14 protein-coding genes are annotated in these 22,260 nt (G+C 35.4%); all 14 read right to left on the reverse strand.

The window, feature by feature from the left end; genetic code table 11:
• Positions 1-10 precede the first annotated feature (10 nt).
• On the reverse strand, positions 11-988 hold the full coding sequence (locus AC0J6S_RS02305; protein ID WP_474955252.1) for a cytochrome c oxidase subunit 3: 978 nt from the start codon (positions 986-988) through the stop codon (positions 11-13).
• A gap of 42 nt (positions 989-1,030) precedes the next feature.
• Positions 1,031-1,618 carry a cytochrome c oxidase subunit 3 gene (locus tag AC0J6S_RS02310; RefSeq protein ID WP_474955253.1) on the reverse strand — a complete coding sequence of 196 codons (588 nt, stop codon included), beginning with the start codon at positions 1,616-1,618 and terminating at the stop codon, positions 1,031-1,033.
• Between the two features lie 2 nt (positions 1,619-1,620).
• The gene (gene cyoE, locus AC0J6S_RS02315; RefSeq protein ID WP_474955254.1) at positions 1,621-2,523 is read right to left on the reverse strand and encodes a heme o synthase; all 903 of its coding nucleotides are present in this window, start codon (positions 2,521-2,523) and stop codon (positions 1,621-1,623) included.
• A gap of 105 nt (positions 2,524-2,628) precedes the next feature.
• A complete protein-coding gene (locus tag AC0J6S_RS02320; protein WP_474955255.1) occupies positions 2,629-4,800 on the reverse strand; it encodes a gliding motility protein RemB in 2,172 nt (723 codons plus the stop codon).
• Positions 4,772-5,515: a deoxyribose-phosphate aldolase gene (gene deoC, locus AC0J6S_RS02325; protein ID WP_474955256.1), complete on the reverse strand. Its 744-nt coding sequence runs from the start codon at positions 5,513-5,515 to the stop codon at positions 4,772-4,774. The genes AC0J6S_RS02320 and deoC overlap by 29 nt, the downstream gene beginning before the upstream one ends.
• 194 nt (positions 5,516-5,709) lie before the next feature.
• On the reverse strand, positions 5,710-6,087 hold the full coding sequence (locus tag AC0J6S_RS02330; protein WP_474955257.1) for a VanZ family protein: 378 nt from the start codon (positions 6,085-6,087) through the stop codon (positions 5,710-5,712).
• A complete protein-coding gene (gcvH, locus tag AC0J6S_RS02335) occupies positions 6,080-6,460 on the reverse strand; it encodes a glycine cleavage system protein GcvH (RefSeq protein WP_474955258.1) in 381 nt (126 codons plus the stop codon). The genes AC0J6S_RS02330 and gcvH overlap by 8 nt, the downstream gene beginning before the upstream one ends.
• A gap of 94 nt (positions 6,461-6,554) precedes the next feature.
• Positions 6,555-13,700, reverse strand: coding sequence for a T9SS outer membrane translocon Sov/SprA (gene sov / locus AC0J6S_RS02340; RefSeq protein ID WP_474955259.1), 7,146 nt, complete (start codon positions 13,698-13,700; stop codon positions 6,555-6,557).
• A 25-nt stretch (positions 13,701-13,725) separates the two neighbouring features.
• A complete protein-coding gene (ruvA, locus tag AC0J6S_RS02345) occupies positions 13,726-14,307 on the reverse strand; it encodes a Holliday junction branch migration protein RuvA (protein WP_474955260.1) in 582 nt (193 codons plus the stop codon).
• 88 nt (positions 14,308-14,395) lie between these two features.
• Positions 14,396-16,684 (reverse strand): NADP-dependent malic enzyme, encoded by a 2,289-nt coding sequence (locus AC0J6S_RS02350; protein ID WP_474955261.1) that lies wholly within the window; start codon positions 16,682-16,684, stop codon positions 14,396-14,398.
• A 161-nt stretch (positions 16,685-16,845) separates the two neighbouring features.
• Positions 16,846-17,271, reverse strand: a complete 426-nt coding sequence (locus AC0J6S_RS02355) for a CBS domain-containing protein (RefSeq protein ID WP_474955262.1) — start codon at positions 17,269-17,271, stop codon at positions 16,846-16,848.
• Between the two features lie 73 nt (positions 17,272-17,344).
• Positions 17,345-19,210, reverse strand: a complete 1,866-nt coding sequence (locus AC0J6S_RS02360; RefSeq protein ID WP_474955263.1) for a trehalase family glycosidase — start codon at positions 19,208-19,210, stop codon at positions 17,345-17,347.
• The gene (locus AC0J6S_RS02365; protein WP_474955264.1) at positions 19,207-20,394 is read right to left on the reverse strand and encodes an MFS transporter; all 1,188 of its coding nucleotides are present in this window, start codon (positions 20,392-20,394) and stop codon (positions 19,207-19,209) included. Before AC0J6S_RS02365 ends, AC0J6S_RS02360 begins: the two co-directional genes overlap by 4 nt.
• A gap of 123 nt (positions 20,395-20,517) precedes the next feature.
• Positions 20,518-22,254 carry an alpha-amylase family glycosyl hydrolase gene (locus AC0J6S_RS02370; RefSeq protein WP_474955265.1) on the reverse strand — a complete coding sequence of 579 codons (1,737 nt, stop codon included), beginning with the start codon at positions 22,252-22,254 and terminating at the stop codon, positions 20,518-20,520.
• Positions 22,255-22,260 lie beyond the last annotated feature (6 nt).

Below are 22,260 nucleotides of genomic sequence, written 5' to 3' on the forward strand. Positions count from 1 at the left end.
CTTTTTGAAATTAAACTAGATAGAAAACTGTAAATACAAAAACCCAAACTAAATCAACAAAGTGCCAATAAAGACCTACTTTCTCTACCATTTCGTAGCTTCTTCTTTTTTCATACGTTCCAATTAACACATTGAAAAATATAATGATATTTATGACTACCCCCGAGAAAACGTGAAACCCGTGAAATCCAGTAATAAAGAAAAAGAAATCAGCAAATAATTTACTGCCGTATTCGTTTCTAACCAAGTTAGCGCCTTCCACCACATAATGAGCTTGGCTCAATCTTGCTTCAGATTCTGCTCTTGATAAAATTGTTTTCTGTTTTTCAGCAGTAACAACTTCAGTTCTGATTAAAAGTTCAGGATGTGCTTTAAAACCCGCTTGAACTTCTGCAACAGAGTACGATGGCAGAGTTGGTTCACTCATAAACCATTTCGCTTTGTTTCTTGTTAGTTGCTCTCTCTCCTCAGGTAAAGTTGCAGCAAAATCAGCTAATGCTACACGATGTCCATCTTTGTCGACAAACTGAAGCAAACTACCTCCTTTTGTTTCAATTGCTCCGTATTCTCCCTTGATGAAATTTTTCCATTCCCAAGCTTGAGAACCCACGAAAATCAAACCACCAATAATGGTTAAGAACATGTACAAAATTACTTTGTTTTTTTTCATCTGATGACCTGCATCAACAGCCAGAACCATTGTTACTGATGAGAAAATTAAAATAAAAGTCATTAAGGCCACATAATACATTGGAGCCGAAACTCCGTGCATAAATGGAAAGTGAGTAAACACTTCATCAGCCAAAGGCCATGTTTCAATAAATTTAAAGCGAGAAAAACCATACGCCGCCAGAAATCCAGAGAACGTTAAAGCATCTGATACGATAAAAAACCACATCATTAATTTGCCATAACTTGCTCCCATTGGCTCATTGCCGCCTCCCCAAGTTTTTTCTTCACTATTTGCAGTAGTAACTGTCGCTTCCATAAAAGTTATTCGTTAAAAAGTTCCCAAATTTACGTTTTTTTCTTATTTAAAGAAATATAAAAACAAAAACAAATAAACCCACAATAAGTCAAGAAAGTGCCAGTACATTGCACCTAGTTCTATTCCAAGGGTTTGAGATGAATTGTATTTTTGTTTAAAATGATTATAAATTATAATTAGTAGTGAAATCACTCCACCAGCAAGGTGAATCAAGTGCACAACGGTCACAACGTATAAAAAAGTAGTGGTAATTGAGCTTCCGCTTCCGGTGAAATAATGACCGTTTTCCACTATTTGACCAAATCCTACGAACTGCAAAACTACAAACAATATTCCTAGAAATAATGTACTCAAAAGAAAAATTGTCGTTTTACTTTGATTGTTTTTCTGAATTGCTTTTTTAGCCAAATGAAACGTCACACTGCACGCGATAATCGCTACAGTACTATAATAAAATGCCGGTGGTAATTGAAAATCTTTCAACCAGTCTGCCCTGGATTTACTCACCACAAATGCACTGGTAAGTCCCGCAAACATCATGATCATACTTACCATTGCGAACAACAAAATCAATTTATAGGATCTTGCGGTTCTGGAATTTTGTTCCTCAGTTGTCATTATCATCTCCATAATTATCTTAAAAATTTATCAAATATATAAACTAACTGTAATAATGTAATATAAGAAACACTCACCAACATTAAGGTACGGGCTGCTTTTGCTGTTCTCAACTTATACAATCGTACGGCGTAAAATAACATCCATAGTCCCAATAAAAATACAATAACCGCCGCAATAGGTGTAATATACAAACGACCTGTGTAACCCAATACGGGTAAAAGTGATGCTAAAATCAACCAAACGGTATATAAAATAATCTGCAAGGCAGTACCTTTATCTTTTTTACCAGTGGGCAACATAAAGAAACCTGCTTTTTCATAATCTTCATACAAAAACCATCCGATAGCCCAAAAATGCGGAAATTGCCAAAAAAACTGAATTAAAAACAAAGTTCCTGCTTCTATACCAAATTCTCCCGTTGCCGCGACCCAACCCAACATGAAAGGAATTGCTCCCGGAAAAGCCCCAACAAAAACAGACAATGAGGTCATAGTTTTCAAAGGAGTATACACACTTGTATACAAAAATATTGAAACTGCACCAAACATTGCGGTTTTTGGATTAATTGTATACAATAAAGCGATTCCAACAATTGTCAAAAGACTTGCAATAATTAAAGCCGTAGCTTGCGACATCCTGCCAGCCGGCACAGGACGGTTTTTAGTTCTATCCATCAAAGCATCTAGGTCCTTTTCGATCACTTGATTAAAAGCATTTGATGCTCCAACCATGCAATAACCACCAACAGCTAACTTTAATAAAACCATCCAATCTAGGGAATGAAAATCATAAATCCCAAGCATAAATCCCGCAATAGATGAAAAAACAACACTGATTGCTAAACGTGCTTTGGTGATCTCGCGGAAATCAATGTAAACAGATTTTAATGAAAAGGAATTTTGTGTTGCGTTCAATGCTAAAGATTATTTACTTTGTAAAAACTTTTGCAAAAGTAGGCTATCAAAAGGGATTTGACAAAAAACAATTCATAAAAAGATTATTAATCAGTAAAATAAAAATTAATAATCAAAATACCAATTAAAAATATCAGCTCTTAATCCTAAAGTTAGCCAATTCGTGCTTTGATTGAAAGTAGTCGCCGTGTTTTTAGTTGGATCAAAACTCCTGTAAATATAACTTCCAAAGAGCTTTAGATTCGTTGCCGGATTTACTAAATAACCTCCTTGTAAATCAGCAATAAAAACGGCAGTTTTATTTCCCTGTCCCACTGTTACGCCACTATCAAACGGTCTGTTCTCATCGTAATCTTTATATATATTTCCCCCATAATTAAAATTGTCCTCGAAAGTATCAAAATCCAATCCCCGAGTTCCTATAGTAATTTTTGCGTCAGCAAAATATCTCCCTTTGTGATAACGGGCAATAGCTATTAATTCTTTAAAATTTCCTCCCCATTGATGCCCTATACTTTGGTTATTATGACCATAATTTGTAATTGGCATACTATGCGAATAAACATAAGGACGAACGTGATTGTACTCCAATTGAAGCAACAAATTGTCAATTTTAAAAGCATTGTAATACTTCGCCCCCAATTGGTATCCGTATTTATTTCTCCAGCTATTATCCCCTTCTTTGATGTCTCCAAGAGAAAATTTGTCCAGAATAAACTGTCCGTAAAAGTTAATTTGATTGTTCCATTTGTATTTGTAGGTCAACCCTAATATTGCATTTCCGCTCCTCGCCGAAGATGCAAATTCAACCGAACGATAAAATATAATAGGATTCACAAAGCTCACATCGAATCCTCTGTTATTTGTATTAGTCCAAATTACGGATTCAAAGAAACCAAGATTTAATTTATTTGAAACATTCCAACTCAAATAATGATTGGCCATAAACTTGGTTGCATACGTTCTTTCTATTGTAACATCAGGTCGAACATCTTTGAGCCACATATATGTATTTGTATATTTTATTTTCCAAAAATTAGTATTCAATTTAAAATAAGGATAAGGACTCGCACCATCACTTTCTAATAAAGATCGGTATCCATCCCCTATAAAATTTCTGCCGTAGCCCATCTGCAAATCGATGTATTTACTTGGCGTAAAAGTCAAATTAGCTTCCGCCGATGGAAAATCATAGGCATCCGTTTTAAAATCTTTTGCAATTCCAATACCGGGAATAATTGCGGGATTTCCGCCTGCCGGCCTAATAGATTCCGCATAACTATTGTAATAATCTGTAAAACGTCCTTGACTTTCAAAAACAGTAGTGGTAAAATTCAATGTTTTGCCCAAACCACCGCGAAAATTTATTCCACGCGTATTTACATAAGTATACGACACATCACTTTTTGACGCTTTTCCAACTTGCAAATCAAGAATAGGATTCAGTGTAAACCAGTAATCCTCGCCCTGAATTTCAACCATGTTTTCATTCCATAACTTTCTTGCCCACCAACCGGAAGCAGTCTTTTTCAGCTTCTCATTCACTGCTTTGAGGTCATAATATCTTGACACTTCCGCATAGGTGTAAGGTTTTGAAGCGGTATGATTGTTACTTCCCATTTGGTTTAACGATGCATCAAATTGCGCATAATAGCTATGTGAAAACGGGATATTCAAATGACTTTCAAACTCCGGGCTATTAAATTTTGTGTAAACAATACTATCAAGCTCCGTTAACTTATTAGTATTGTTTGAAACAATATCGGCTTTCGCCAATGTTGTAGCAGCTGCTTCTTCCCTACTTTTTAAAGGAATTGAAATCGCAATGGTAAACTTTGCATAAGTTGGTTTTCCATTGTATGTTGACGGTTGAATTTTTGGAAATTTACCAAAAACTCTTTTCACTTCTTCAATCAATTTTTCCTCCGTGGCATCTACATAAATTACTTTAAAGACACCATTGCCATCAACTTCAAAAAGAACTTTTACATTTCCTTGAAAATTACTTAGTTTCAAATTCTCCGGAATTTCAAAATTCGCAAAAACAAAATCCTGCACCTGATTGTAAAAACAAGTCTCTAAAGCATTCGATTGTAAGTTTACGCAATTCGCAAAAACTGGAAAACGCTCCGCTGTGTTGCCGGACTGTACCGTTACACTTTTAATATCTTGAGCAGAAATAGTAAAGGAATTTAATAGTAAAACTAATCCCAACAACCCTTTGTTCATGCTTATTTTCTTTTTGAATTTAATATTCATCATTTGATTTTTGACCATTAGCGATCATTTTTGCGCCGGAAGTCCCTATTCTTTTCACCCCTAATTCAATCATCGCAACTGCTTCCTCGTATGTCCTCACTCCACCAGCAGCTTTTACCGGAAGAGGTGAAGCATTTTCAAGCATCATCATTATAGCAGGAATAGTGGCGCCATTAGGTAAATTATTTTCTGTTTTATAAAATCCCGTAGAAGATTTTACAAAAACCTTTGGAAACAGCTCTTGCTCGAAATTAGAAACAATTACATTTTTTATCAAACTTGACAATTGGATAATTTCTTTTTCGGTGAGTGCAGCCACTTCAATAATCCATTTTACAACTTTATTATGAGCCAGACCTAATTGGGTACATCTTAAGATTTCCTCTTTAAGCAAATCTATTTCACCATTTTTAAAAGCCATGTAATTGCACACAAAATCTAAATCATCTGCCCCATCTTGTATCGCGTGAAATGCCTCTTGAAGTTTATCTTCTAATGAAGATATTCCTTCGGGAAAATCAATTACAGTCCCTATTTGCACTAACGAATTCGCTTCCGTAATCATCTTTTTAGCCAAAGAAACCATTTCTGGTCTAATCATTATAAGTTTGAAATGCTCTTCAATAGCTTCCTGAATAAATCCCTGAGCTACAAGGATATTTTTCTCTTCACTGATTCCCGCTTGTTCTGCCGTTTTTAAATAGGTGGAATCTAAATATTGCTTGATATTCATGGCGTTTTTGATTTCTTAATTATAATTAATTCGAACTCACAAAAATACATTTTATCTGCACACAAGATTCTTCTATTTGTAGGCATTTTTAAAATAGAATTCGTAAACAACTTCTTGAAAAGATAATTTCTTATTTTACGAAAACCTATAAACAAAAAAATCCCACCGAAGTGGGACTCATTTTATTTTGAAAATTATCTGAGCTTTGCATTTAAACCAAATAAAATAACCACTGCCACCGTTAAAGTTGCTCCAGACAGATTTGCTAAAATATCAAACACCTCTGCATGACGGGTTGTAGTAAATAATTCCTGCGCTATCTCGATTCCTATTCCAAAAAAAACAGAAAACAGAAACGAAACAATCAAGGGCTTAAAACTATTCGGATCCTTTGCACGGCTTTTTAAAAACAAGAAACAAAATAATGTAAGCACAAAATGAAAAAAGGCATGCACCAATTTATCCAAATTTGAAACATTCCCCATTGGAACATTATTCAATTGCACCAAACAGAAAAAAGCAATTGTTCCTGTCCACAACAAAGCAGCCCAAAAATAGAGCTGTTTAAGCACCTATTAATTCTTTGTATGACTCGCTGGAAAGCAATCCATCAACTTCAGCCATATTAGCTATTTTCACCTTGATCATCCATCCAGCTCCATAAGGATCTGCATTTACACTTTCCGGAGTATTCTCTAAAGTGTCATTGAATGCAATGATTTCACCTGCTACAGGAAGAAACAAATCTGAAACTGTTTTTACTGCTTCAACTGTTCCAAAAACTTCATCTTTCTCTAAGGATTGATCTAAAGTTTCTACCTCAACATAAACGATATCTCCTAATTCTTTTTGAGCAAAATCTGTGATTCCTACTGTTGCGATATCGCCTTCAATACTAACCCATTCGTGATCTTTTGTGTACTTTAAATTTGCTGGTATGTTCATCTAAATTGTAATTGATAATTATTAATTGATAATTGAAATTTTCTTTGACAAATGTAACAATCTTCTATCCAAATCTAGTTTAGATTTTGAAAAATTAATTTCCAAAATTATAACGAAGCGTAAATCCAGAACGGATATTCGTCAATGGAAACGAAGTCGAAATTACCGCTCTTGAAAAAGCATGATCATAATAAAAAATGGCAGTTAGGTTTTTGCTGAATGCGTAATCCGCCGTCAATTTTATAGACCATATATTTTGTCCGCCCGCCAATTGATTGTTGTCATAATCTAGATAACGAACAATTGTCTGATTGTTTCGATACGATAAATCTCCTTTCAAATTGATGTCGCTTTTTATAATGCCAGTTGGATTATCCGCCAATCTAGAAGAGAAAATCACATCTTTGAAGCGGTACCCCAATCCTACCACATACTCAATTCCTTTTACTTCAGTCAATAAATTATTATCAAAACTCATTGATAACGCTCTGTCTTTTTTAATTTCAGTCAATACTTTTAAAGAGCTTTTTAATTCAAAATCCATTCTCAACAGCGGACTGAATTGCTCCACCAAGTTGATATTAGACAAAATTGTCTGGTTGAAAAAATTACCGCTGGCATCTACTCCATTTGGCTCATTATCATATTCAAAATTCGATCTGAATGCATTTATAGTGTACGAAGCGCGATAATTATGTTGCAAAGAGAAGCGTTTGAAATTCTTCTTGAACATTTCATAACGCATCAAACCATTGTATTTTACAGCCCAGTTTGGTATTGGAAAACTTCTGAAAATTCCAAGCGAAACATTTGATGCATCACCTCCGGAATAAGCCGCCAAAAAGGCCGGTAACAAAACCGCCTGATTATTTTTTCCATATCCTAATGGAAATCCTTCCGCATCTATATTTACAGGATTATTGATATCAATTCCTCTTTCTGTGGCTAAACGGTTCGCTACCGTTAGTCGATTCATTCTGAAATCATCAAACGCCTCTGACGAAATTTCATTACTGGCAGAAAACGAGGTCTTTATTAAAACGGCCGATATTGAGAAAATACCTGTACTGTATGGCGATCTCGGATTATAAATGCCATCAGTTACATCATATTGTTCCGAAGAATTTTCCGAAAAAGCCCTATCTAATGTCAAATCAATCTTTAAATCTGGGAACAAATCTACATTGGCTGTAGCCTTAAATAATTTATTAGTTACTTGAGCGAAATTTTGGTTAAAGTCCGGATAGTTCGTTAACCAACCATTTTTTGCCGCTTCATATCGCACATCATCCTGACTACCAAAAATAAATCCTAATGAAGGTCTTGAAGATCCAAGAAACCCAACACCCGGCGTATATCCCGGCAAAATTGTACCGCTATTTTGGGTATAATTCATTTGAATGTTTTTTACGCTAGTCAAAACTCCAATTAAACCATCAACAAATGCATTGCTTTTTGGAACTTGATTCGTATTGGTATTCACTATTTTTTCACCCGGTTTTGGTGCTGCCGCTTTAGGTTTTGGAAGTGCTTTGTTCGTGTTTTTTGTCACTCCTAAATATTTGTACAACATTTCCATATTGAATGTAGCATTCAAATTATTGGAGCTTGCATTCTGAATGGTATTTCCTAAATTGTAATCTTGCCCGTCAATTTGAATTTGTGATAATGCATTAGAAGTTCGTTGCCAGCTATAATCGCCGGTATAGGAGTAATTTGCTTTGACAAAACTGAATAATGGAATTTTATTAATTGGAATTTCATAATTCAAAATCAGTTGTTGCATGTGCTGGTTTGGATCCCCAATATCCCAATAACTATCCCAAATAGTAAAACTGTCAATAGGCTCATTATCTTCATTCAAATAATTTTTCACGATATTACTCGAAGAAGCCGTATAATTTAATTTCAACGATTTGGTCAGATTATAATTGAATCCGTATTGATAATTAAAAGCAAAGTTTCTACGGTACAATGGGTCAAGCCCAATTCCTTCTACTTCCACTTGTCTAAATTGCTGACGATTGTACTGTCTGTTAATATTGGTATTAAACGAAATATTAGCAGGTAAATAATTAAAATTGAAATCGCTTAAGAGCTTCCAATAATTACTTTTCTTCAAGAATTTGGTCTTCTTGAAAGGCTCTACAGACTTAGGCTGAAAACTGTACGCATAATCAACAGATGAGTTGGCCTGCTGATCTACGTAGCCCTCTATTTCAAAATCATGGCGTTCCACCTCGTTAAATGACTGAGAAAACGTAAAGTTTTCCGGATCGTAAACACGTTGCTTTTGCTCCGGTTGACGTTCTTTTCTCACTCCGATAAAATTGATGCTTTTACGTTTTGTATAATCAACCGCTCTGCTGGTTATATTATCTTTTTTATTTTGGTCAGCAGTATTATCTAGCAACTGTTTTAATTTGATATCTTGATTGAAAGGATCGTATTCCGGAGTTATCGTTTCTTCTCCAATAGCGTAATTGAAAGGCAAATTGACACCCCATTTTCGAGGCAATAATTTTCCAAGATTTACATTTGTTACAATACTGTATTGTTTGATATCCTCTCGACTTCTTTCATTTGGACCTTGTTCCAAAGCTCCAAAACCGATAGTACTTTTTCTTCCTGAGGCCGATACAGTCGCAAAATCAGCTAAATTTGAATCCACATTTAAAACCGCTGCCATTCCGCCCCGGTTGTCCATATCTGCTAAGCGAAGTTCATTAAACCAAACTTCTCCTTTTATATCGTTACGAAGATCACTATTTTTCACACCTACCATAAGCGTGCGCACTAATCCAAAATTAGGATTCCCTTTTATTCCTAACTTCAACGAACTACTTCCATCGCCATCGGGTTTACTAGGATCTGAATCTGGATAATAAATCCCGTCTGATGGCAGCGTGGTTGGGTCTACACTCATTGCTAAGATCTTCAATTTAGTCAGTAATGCCAAAGACAAATCAATTTCATTCTCCTCAGGCCATACTGCTTCCGCATTCAAAGGAGCACAATCAGCATTGGATGCGGATAAAGGAACTGTCACTTTTAATGGAATCTCAATTTGATAGAAATTTTGTGTAAAGTCATTTCCAAAACGAATAAAACCAACCATTTGATTATCTTGAAGTGCAATTTCGCCCGTTAAAGACTCTGCATGCAAAAACATTTTTAATTTCTTGAATTGACGCATATCAATACTTACATTTTTAAAAACGGCTCTAGAATCCTCCGGTTCTAATCCGTCTCCGGAAACTCTCAATGCCAACGACTGCTCATTTTGATTAATTACCGTGTTATTATTGAATAACTGCTCTCTTTGCACTCCTGGCGGAGTAATATAATTTACAGGACATCTTTCGTTATTTTCCTGTACGTTTACAGCCAAAACATCTAAATTAGTATTGTCATCTAAAACATTCGTATCATTAAAATCAAGCGTATTGGTATATCTTCTCCATTCACCTCGAACTAAATCCAGGGCTCCAAAACGAACCGTAACTTCCTCGTTAAAACCCGTCATAAACATTCTCATAAAACGTATAGATCTGAAATCAGAAATGTTTCCAATCGTGTTTTCAGGTTGAGCAACCGGAATTTTAAATTGCAACCACCTGGCTTCAGTGCTCGATCCATCAGGCAAAGTCACTTGTGTATTTCTGATATCGGTAATATAATTTTGACCGACATTCATTCCCGGTTGCACATCAATACTGTACTCATAGTAGGCATTGATGGTATTCATCGTATTATCTCTGTTTATATCCTCTACATCAGGAACCGTTGACGATCCTCTGTTGGGATCCGTAATATCCACCGCTGAGTTTCCATCGGTACCGTTATAGTTTCTATACCTATCCAAAATTCCTCCAGTTGTGTTCAAATAAAAAGTATAATCATCTGCAGCCGGATCAAGTTCCGATGCGAAATTGGTGTAAACAGTTCCTTCATTTTCGTTTGACAAACCATCCAAACCAACATCCTGAATTCTTCTATTTTCAACATTGGTATCAAAAGCATAAATCAACGATTGCGAAGCAGGAACTTCTCCCCATAATGGTCTTGGATTAACCAATATCTGATCTGGCCCAAGTCCATTTTCATATTGTTTCCTTCCATCTTTCAGAACATCCTCAGAGATCTCTCCTAAATTGAAATAGATTTTTCCTGTGTTTGATTGTGGAGCCTGACCATTTCCTACGTACGGATCCAATACCCAAAACTGAATATACTCCACATTTCCTTGCTCGAAATTTGTGGAATTCAGCGATCGCATAATTCCCCCAAAATTTTCGGCCGGGTTTGAAGCCCCATTCGGATTGTTGTTATACGGTCCTCGGTCAGACGGATAATAACTTAAGTCCAATGTATTTACAACTTGTGATTGTCCTTGCGCGATATCCGTCAAAGGATACAATTCTTCACTGAAAATTCTTCTTGTTTTATTGAAAGACAAGTCTTCATTTGAGATTCCAGCCGGTTTTTGAGCATAAAAAATAGGATCTATGGAATACCAAGCTAATTTGGCTCTTTTGAAACCATAGCTTAAATCATTTGCATTAGCATTGAAATCATACGTACTTGTAGCATTTCGCTCTGGAGTGGATGCCAAACTCCAAGAATATGGCGAACGCATATCAATGGTAGATTGCGAACCCTCAAAATCATCTACATAAATAGTGGATTCTCCCTGAAACTGATCTGCTTTTGGCGTATCCGGTTTCAAAATTGCAATTTCACCTCTTACCGAAAGATTAGAAGGAACATCAGTATCAACATTTGGTAATTTATTCACTAAACGGGTAAAGAAAGGAACTTCGGTAGAGAAGTTAGTATTGAAACCAAATATAGTATTGTTAACGGATTCTTGACCAAAGCTCGATTTTTGTGTAAACGGTCTTTCAGACATTTTCAAGAACGTACCACCAACTACGAAGTTATCAGAAATTTTATGTTCTACATTTAGCCCCATGAACCTTCTGGTTTGCTGACCAAAAACCGAATTGTTTTCTAAGGATACTTCAATTGGTGTATTTGAGGCTTGCAAGGATGGATCCAAAATTTGAACTCGGCCTAACTGATAATTGACACTATAATCAATTCCTTCTACTAAAACTCTTCCCGCTGCAGTAACTACCACTGAACCTTGCGGAACATTGAATGCACCAATTGGAATTCCGTCACTACCGGTTGATTTATACTTTCCTCTTAATAAAAATTTATTTTTATCACTGTCTTGTAAAGCACCAGATTGTGTGTTTCGATACATATTACGGAACACATATTTCTTCTGATTTTCATTATAAGAACTAACGACATTATAATTTTCGGCAGAACCCGTAGTAGACAGTTTAGAAAACAATAATTCTCCAAAAGGCTCTTTGGTAGTAAATATTATTCTTCCGTTTTGAGCATCAATAGTCAAACCAGGCATAAAATCAAAAAAACCATCACCGCCAGTTTGTGGATCGTTATTGTAATTCAATTTATCTAAGTTGAAAACTTTCAACAAAGGCGTTTCAGCAACTTTATTTTCGGGAGTGGGATTTGGCGGAAAGAGGCTTCCCGGAACTTCCGTAATATAATTTAAAGGAGAAGGATCTGTGTAAAGAATGTTAAATCTAAAATCTTCTTGTTTCAATTGATAACCACCTTGAATCTGATAGATATTTTTCATCATCAAGTTCCAAACCGGATTTTTAACATTAGTCAAGTTGCTTTTCAGCATTTTTAATATCAAACTTTGAGAAATAATAGCTTGGTTTGACGGACTGTTTCCTGTAACTACTGTTGCATCTACACCATCGTTACCAAATTCCCCAACTTGGTACACTTTATCACCAATCGTATATTGGTATGCCACTGCCAAAACCTCATCATTAGCCAATCGTTGTTGCAATGAAATATAACCTAATTGTGGATTGAAAGTGTATTCATTTGGATTCAGTTTTCTCGCATTTTCTAGTTTAGAGTAATCCTGACCTTCACTTACCGTTGTATTAAACCCGGAATTCGAAGTTACTATTTCCCGAATATTAGTGTTAAGCAATCCTGTTCCCGTAAGTATTTGAGCAGGATCATAATCGTTATTAGTATTATCAGTAGGTGAATCTATAGGATTGTTGAAAATTCCTGTTGAAGGATCTAAAACAACTACTTCATTATCAGCAATACCAGATAATTGACCTTCCCCTAAATCCTGAAGCGCAATAATATTTCTCAGGTTATTATTGGTTGTAGTTACTCGGTTTTGCTTGTTGGTTACCCAAATTTCGATTCTTGAAACTTGGACTCTACTATCAATAAACGGATAATTTGCAAGTGATTTATCGTAACGATTTCTGAAATATTGGGATAAAAAAAAGTGTCGATCACTATCATAATCCAAAGCAAACATTTCGAAATCCTCGATTGTTCCTCCTCCTTGCGCGATTAAACTTTTTGTCTGTGATTTTTGCTCCGAGAAAACACCTGTAATTGTTGTTTTTCCAAATTGCAGTTGAGTTTTTACACCAAATAAACTTTGCGCACCTCGAATCAAAGAACTGTTTAACGGCATGCTGACGTTCCCCACTTCTATTCTTTGAATGATATCATCCTCAGTAGGGGCATAATCTAATTTGATTAAATTTTGAAAAGCAAACGTAGACTGGGTATCATAATTGGCATTTACATTGAGTCGCGTTCCCACTTTCCCCATCAAACTCATACTAATTCTCTGATCAAAATCGAAAGAAAGATTGGATCTGTTTCTTTGCGAAAAAGCTGGATTATCTTGTTTCGTGTACCGCATTCCCAAATCCATTTCTATAGAACCGGTAGGCTTCACATCAATTGTATTACTGCCAAAAATAGATTCAAACAGCCCTGACTTTATGTAATATCTAGGTAACAAATCTCTTTTCGCAAGTTCGCTCCCTTCTTTTTTACCGTCAATTGCGTCTACTTTTTTCTTGAAATAATCACGCATGGATTCTTTCAAAACAAGGTTTTCATACTCTTTTGGTGTTAAGATAATAGGATAATTGATAGAAAATCCATCGACTGAATTAGTATAAACATACCGATCCGTAACGGGATCATACGTGTATGCAGAAAGAATACTCTGAGGGTTTTTTAGTTGAAGCTTTCCAATAGAAAATCCAGTTTTAACGGTATCCTGAGCCGGCTGTTCTACTTGGGCCTGCGACACAAAACCACAAAATAAAACAAGCAAAAAAATACAAAGTTTATGCATACAACTCGTGTTTCTTGAATACCTTTTAAAGGTTTTTTAAAGCTTTTTTGATAATTGATTCCACAGAAGCATCAGGATCTTCTTTGACAATCTTTTCTATAATTTTTTCAGAATTTTTTCGTACAAATCCCAAAACTTCCAAAGCTGATAACGCTTCATCTCGATTTGTATTGCTTTGTGACATGGAAACTTCGTCTAAATCATACAGTTTTAATACTTTTTCTTTTAAATCCAATATTACTCTTTGAGCCGTTTTGCTCCCTATTCCTTTTATGGATTGAATGGTAACTACATCCGCAGATGCAATCGCATTGGTAATTTGTCTTGGATCTAATGAGGAAAGCATCGTCCGAGCTATACTGGCTCCTATCCCCGAAACGGACAATAAGAGTCTGAAAATCTCTCTTTCTGATTTTTCCATAAAACCAAAAAGTGTATGCGCATCTTCTTTTATTTGAAGATGCGTATATACTTTTATAAAATCTGTATTTGGCAGTAATGAATACGTATGTAAGGAAATATTAACATGGTAGCCAACGCCACCACAATCAATAATTATTTGTGTGGGCGATTTTTCTACTAGTTTACCTTGTAAATGTGCTATCATGAAGTACTATATATTTCCAAATATAACAAAATTAGCATAGTGTCAAATCAAATTTATAATTTTAACTATGCTTCTTGTCTACATACTATTAAACTTGTTTTACTTTTTTCATTTCTTTTTCTTGAGCATCAATCACAGCAATAGCAGCCATGTTGACCATTTCCTCAACGCTGGCTCCTAATTGAAAGATGTGAACTGGTTTTCCCATGCCCAACATAATTGGTCCTATAGAATCTACCTTGTTTAGTTCTTTCAAAAGTTTATAGGTAATATTCGCTGATTCCAGATTTGGAAAAATCAACGTGTTTACTTTTTTACCGGCTAGTTTAGAAAAAGGGAACTTAGCTTTCAACATTTCTGGATTCAAGGCGAAATCCGCTTGGATTTCTCCATCAATAATCATATCAGGATGATTTTTATGCAAATAAGAAACTGCTTCTCTTACTTTGTTTGCGCTTTCGCTTGTTGATGATCCAAAGTTAGAAAATGAAATCATTGCTATAACTGGCTCTACTCCAAACATTTTAGCCGTTTTAGCTGTCATGATCGCGATTTTAGCTAAATCATCAGCCGATGGATTGATATTTATAGCAGTATCTGACAAGAACATTGGCCCACGAGCCGTCATCATCATATTTGTAGTAGCTACAATAGAAGCTCCAGGCGCTTTTTCTATCAATTGCAACATTGGTTTAACCACTGAAGGATAACTTCTGGAGTGTCCTGTCACCAAGGCATCCGCTTCTCCTTCATTGACCATCATTGCTGCAAAATAGTTTCTTTCACGCATTAATTTCTGTGCATCTAGAAATGAAATTCCGCGTCTTTGTCTTGCTGACCAATAGGTATTGGCAAACTTATTTCTTCTGACTGCCTCTTCATCAATTTTAGGATCTATAATTTGAACATCAGCATCAAAGCCAATTTCTTCTTTTAATTCTAAAATAATTTCTTTGTTACCCAATAAAATTGGAAAACCGATACCTTCTTCCCATACAATTTGAGCTGCTTTAAGAACATCTAAATGGTCTGCTTCAGCAAAAACAATTCTTTTTGGATCCATTTTGGCTCTATTTGTAATCAAACGAACCATTTTATTATCATTCCCTAAGCGATCTAATAATTCTTCTTCGTACTTTTTCCAATCAGTAATAGGATTCAATGCCACACCAGAGTCCATTGCAGCTTTTGCAACAGCAGGCGCAACAATCGTTATTAATCTTGGATCAAAAGGTTTCGGGATAATATATTCTCTACCAAAGTTTAATTTAGTTGCTCCATAAGCCACATTTACTTGCTCTGGAACTGATTCTTTAGTCAATAACGCCAATGCCTTAACGGCTGCCATTTTCATAGCTTCGTTAATTTTAGTAGCGCGGACATCAAGTGCTCCTCTAAAAATATATGGAAATCCAAGAACGTTGTTTACCTGATTAGGAAAATCAGAACGTCCTGTTGCCATGATAACATCTTTACGTGTGGCTATGGCTAAATTGTAATCTATTTCCGGATCAGGATTTGCCATCGCAAAAACGATAGGATTATCAGCCATTCCAAGCAGCATTTGCGGAGACATAATTCCTCCGGTGGACAATCCTAAAAAGATATCTGCACCAACTAAGGCTTCTTCTAAATTCATAGAAGGTATATCTTTTGCATACTTTAACTGTAATTCTGATAATTTCGGATTGTCTTTTGTCAATAATCCTTTACTATTAAACATGAAAATATTTTCTATTTTCACTCCTAATAAAACATATAAATCGGCACAAGCCAAAGCAGCAGAACCTGCTCCCGAAACGACCATTTTTACATCTTCTGCTTTTTTATCCGCCAATTCTAAAGCATTCAATAATGCCGCAGATGATATGATGGCTGTACCGTGTTGATCATCGTGCATTACAGGAATATTCAACTCTTCTACTAATCTTCTTTCTATTTCAAAAGATTCTGGTGCTTTAATATCTTCCAGGTTAATTCCACCAAAAGTTGGTGCTATATTTTTAACCGTCTGGATGAATTCTTCAATATCTTTGGTTCCAATTTCGATGTCAAACACATCAATATCAGCAAAAATCTTGAACAACAATCCTTTCCCTTCCATTACTGGTTTTGATGCTTCCGGACCAATATCACCCAATCCTAAAACGGCAGTTCCATTTGTGATCACGGCAACTAAATTTCCTTTAGCGGTATATTTATAAACGTTGTTTATGTCTTTCGCTATTTCTAAACACGGCTCAGCTACACCGGGAGAATACGCCAAAGATAAATCTCTTTGTGTTGCATATTTTTTAGTGGGAACTACTTGAATTTTACCAGGAGTTGGCTTTGCGTGGTATAATAATGCTTCTCTTCTTTTGCTATTTTTGTCCATTGTTTTTAGATTTTATTCTAGTTCACAAAGATAGGGGTCTAGATTTAAAAAAAGAGGACTTTTCCCCCATTCTTTTGGACTAAAACAAGCCTGTTGGGATTCCCAAAAAAAAAGCCGCAATAACTGCAGCTTTTCTCTAAGTATTATTATTTTGATTCTTTTTATTGAGTAATATAAGAGTTTAAATGTTGAATAGTATCTTTTTGTATCTCGATTATGGCTTTTACCACGTCACTTATTGAGATAATTCCAATTACAATTTCATTCTCTAAAACAGGCAAATGACGAACTCTTTTGGTACTCATCAATTCCATACAATACTCTAAATTATCCGATGGACTTACCGTAACCACATCTGTTTCCATGATTTCATGAACAAAGGCTTTCTTTGAAGATTTGGCTTTCAAAACAATTTTCCGAGCATAATCTCTTTCAGACAAAATTCCTTTCAAAACAGTATCTTCAATAATAAGAATTGCTCCGATGTTTTTTTCGCTCATCACTGTCAGTGCTTCGTATACAGTATCTGTAGAAAGTATGGAATAAACATCCTTTCCCTTAGTGCTTAAAATTTGATTAACCGTCATAATTGATTCATTTAGTGAATTATAAAGTTAAAAAAAATATACATTCAAACAACAAAAAACATTTTTTTAACCTCTAAAATAAATCATCGGGAGAAACTAACGCTCCTAATTTCTGTTTCAATTCGTCGTTCAAAATTTGTAATCCATACTGATAAGACGCATTCACCCAGCCAAAACCTTCCTTGACGATGTAATCAAATTCAGTTCCCACATTCCCATATTCGGCAAAAACTTTATGGGAACTAATTTCTAAATCAAATTTTTCAGGAATTGTTCCATTATAGTCCACTGCATTTCTTGTAATTAACCACAACCAACGGTATACCATTTCTTGTGCTTTTTCTAAATAATTGTAGTTGATTAATCCTTCCCAAAGCAACATTTGGTGTGGTGCCCAACCAAATGGATAATCCCATTGTCGTTGCGGCGCTTCTTCTGGAGCATTTGCGATACTCGCCTTTGTACTTCCTGTAATGCCTCCTGTTTTTACAAATTGTGGCAAGGCTACATCAACTAATTTTTTGGCCTGATGTTCATCACACAGCCCAGCCCATAAAGTAAAAAATGTAGTTGCAGCTTCAAACGGAAACTGCTTATGGTTCACAAAATCATAATCGAAATACATACTTGCATCTTCGTTCCAGCACAGTTCATTCATTTTATCTTTACGAAAAAGTGCCTTTTGTCCCCATTCCTCCGAAGTATAAATGATATCGCCAACTTGAAAAGCGTTCTTGAAATAAGATTTAATTAGATAGGCTACGTCTTTTTCATACTTATAAAGAAAACTGTTAACATCAACTGAATTTAAATTGGCACATGTATTAATGAGTCGGTTTGTGGTGTCGTGTCCGCTTTCTCTCATGCTTCTGTCATGTACAAAATACTCATCCAGTTCCGCATCGACAAGAGTTCGCTGTAAATATTGCTTCTCGAATTCTCGAATAGGTAAATTATATTTTTTAGCATACGGTTCTAAAACATCATCAAAATGTCCGGGCTCCACTTCAAATGGCATTCCAATTCCATCCGCTTTGTATCGGTTTAAACCCGTTAGAGTCAATCGGTTTCCTTGAACCATCCAAACCGTGTTGTATTCCAAAATGACCGTTTCCAAATGGCTTCTTAACCACTCTAAACTTGGCATTTCCTTTTTTGCAATTTCGATTAGCAAAGAGGAATATAATGGTGGTTGCGTTCGTGTCAAATAATAACTTCTGTTTGCATTCAGAATTTTTCCGTAATGAATAATTTGGTATTTAAAATTTTCAGCAATTGCGATTGCTTTGCTTATTTGACCGTCAATCAGCAACCCAATGCCAATAAAATAACTGTCCCAACCATACATTTCGTTAAATCTTCCACCGGGAACCACAAAAGGAACACCTTGCAGACTATATATTTTTTGTTGCAAAGCCAAAGCCAGAATTCCCGGTTTCTCGTTTAAAGTTTCTACATATGCCACCGAATAGTTTTCAGGCAGAATTTCAACTTTAAAATTTGGCAATTCTTGTTCTAATGCCTGAAAATAAGCAACTCCTTGTTTATCTTTGGCAGCAACATAAAGCGTAGCCACATCACTGGAGGTTTTTTCATCTTCAACAATTCGTGTCAATCCTTTTTTATCTATGGTACGTGTAAGTTCCTCCCAATAATCATCTTTGATTTTTCTTGAAATTCGGTGTACAGGATTCTCTTGAATGCGACTCAAATCGACTTCTCCTAATACTGATTTTGAGCCCTTAAGCTGCGCTAATTCCTGTAATAAATTGGATAAATAATACGTCCCGGCAATAATTTCCTTTTGTTTGGTAGTATCGTCTACCAAAACAAATTTTTTAGGTCCCTTATCGTCTTTTGTGATTTTTTTGTCCTGATCAGTATCCTCTTGAAGCAATAGTTCCTGGAATACTTTGTCTATGTTGAGTAGGAATTTCATTGTTTAGCGGTAAGTTTTTTTAAAATAAAGAAAGAAATAAGCAGTAATGACATAGGAATTAAAGTATAGTAAAATGCATTTTCTGGGCCTTCGTTCTTAAACAAATAGCCAATAAGTCTAGAGCCCAAGGTACCGCCAAGAGCAGAGAAAACCACAATTAAACCGGTCATGGAACTGTGCATTTTTTTTGGCAAAGCACTTAAAACCACAGAATTTAAAAGGGGATAAATTGGTGCAATAAAAAGTCCTACTAACGGAAATGCAAATCCTATCAAAGGAATATCGCCAATCGAATTAATTTCTTTGACCTCCAAACCAACTGTTTTAGGAAGCACAAAAACCACAATAAGCATGGCTGCGATAATACAGAAACTAAGCACCCAAAACCAATTGACTCTTTTAGTAATTACACCCGCCAAAAGTCGGCCTACAGCTAATGAGATTGCCAAAATACTAGCCATCATTATGCTAATATTCTCCGGAAGATGTAACACTTTACTATTGAAAGTTGGCAACCAAGACATGATTCCCTGCTCAATCATAACAAATAAGAACGCGCTGATTACAAAAACTATGGTTAACAATTTCGCGAATAATTTGAACATTTCTTTGAAGTCATCGGCTAAATCAACGCCCGGAATATCCGTTTGATTTTCGAATTTGGTAAAAAATAGAAAACCAAAAGACAGTAACGAAATCCCAGCCAATAGCCAATAAACATTGAGCCAAGCATCTGGATTCGCATCCGAATTAAAGGCCGGGAACAAGAAATACGCTAATGCAATTCCTATCATAAATACGCCTTCAATGCTACTCATCAAACTATTGTGTTCCTGCTGATTAGCCGTTACTGTTCCAATAAGCGAATACACTGATACTTTTATCAATGCAAAAGAAACACCAACGGTAGCAAAAAGTAGTTTTGCAGTTCCAAAAGAATTCCCAAAATACATACTAATACAAGCAACAGAAACTAGGCCTAAACCAATAAGCATGGCTTTCTTGTATCCTATTCTGGGTAAAAATGAAGCGATTAAAAAAGAAACTATAGCGATGGGTAAATCCTTGAAAGCCTCTAGAACGCTGGCTTGCAATTCATCTACACCATAATTTTTTTGTGCTTTTAAAATCACAATCCCTACGCTGTTCAGCAGAATTGCAAATACAAAGTAATTGAGGTACATGGCTAATTTTAACCGTACTTTTTTTCATTTTTTACTTATTTGAATAATTATTAGATTTCAGCGCTTTCAGGTAATTATCCATATTACTATAACTTTTTACATGTTGTTTTGGCTACAGAAGAATCAATAGCTCTTAGTGGTTGTTATTTCATTCTCAGTATGTTTAATTGTAAAACCTTTGCTATTAAGGTTTGCTATTAGGTGCGCAATGCTTGTTCCATTAGTCCATTTGATATCTAAGATGTCATCTGCTAAATCATTTATTTCTACTGCACCAGAAAATGCATCCGAAGTATTTCTTAAGCGAATGATTTCGAGCTGTTTCTTGACAATTTCTGTTTTCAGCCCTTCTTCAATATCACTAATTGACAATGCAGTGCGATTAATTTCTTTATGTCCTGCACTTCCGCCATTATCCGCTGCTTCGTAATTATTTTTTCCTGCAAAAATATCTAAATACCAAACCTGCGGTATTCCCGGCATAAAAATTTGGATGACCCTCGCAAGCAGTAACTTTTGTTCATTTTCACCCAATGCACTAAAAAAAGTGGCATTTATTTGATAATAAGAAATTTTGTTTCCGGATGGATCGTACAGATTTTTAACACGACCGCCTCGTTTCATGATGGTATTCATGATATTTTCAATCTCAGCATCTTCTAAAAGTCCTTTATTGTAAACACCATTTACTTCCTTGCCTTTCAAATCTAAAACAGGTATTCCATCATGGCAACCAAGCATGTTTACTGTTTTGTATCCTTTGGCTATAATTTCCTTAGCCCATCGAATTAAAGCGCTACTAGTTTGACTTTCGATAGTGTGAATGGTTAAGCCTGGCAAGAAAAAATCATAGATATAATATCCTTCGTTAGCTACCTCATCATGCAAATGAAGGCCATATTCTGCGTGAATTTCTGGCAAAAGCATCAAATTATTTTTCTGTGCTATTTTCTTGATTCGCTCTAAATATTCCCAAGTCCCCGGTTTATTAAAAAAATTAGATTCTCCCACTTGTTTATGCAAATAGGCAAAAGCATCTAATCTAAGAATCGTACAACCATATCCACTTAATTTTTTTAGAGTCTCCTCGTAAAATTCCCATACTAATGGGGAAGCAGCATTGACGTCCATTTGTCCTAAATAAGATCTCTTTTGTTCTACAATTTGTAAAATTTCTGATTTGAAAGGAATGCAATATTCAAAATTCAGTGTTGAAAAATCTTGATTGTTAATTATTGCTGCGTTCACGAGAGTGACAACAGATCGCCTTTGCGCTTCAGTCAACCCTGCGATAGACTGCAAATCAGTTTCCGCAATTGGATTGTAGGTTATTTGCTGATAAAAGGTGTTCCAATAGGGTTGTTCAGTCCCATCCGGAAAACGTACTTTTAAGATGGGTAAACCTGACTTTCTCATGAATAATTTGTTGAGAAATTCTGGTTTTGGTATTATAATTCCATCTTCATTTTTCGTCCCATTTCCTTCCCAGAATTCATTCCAATTGATAAAAAAATCTTTGAATTTAGATTTATTCCCATGTTGCAGCATGTCTTTAAACTGAGGAGAAGCAACAGAGAGATGATTTAATACAATATCAAATTTCAGTTTTATTTGGAGTTCATTCAAGTCCTTTAAATCTTTTTCATCTACTAACTCCTTGTTTATATCATAATCAATAATAGAAAAACCTCTATCTAAATCACTGTTAAAAAAGGTAGGTAAAACGTATATTAGAGAAAACACATCTTTAAATTCTTCCATTTTAAGCATGGCTATTGTATCCCTAAATTTTTCTCCGATGCTATCTGGATACGCATTAAGCATTACACCATTGATGATATTTTTATTATATTGTATCATTGTACT

This window comes from Flavobacterium sp. TS_SC_5, assembly GCF_056156265.1.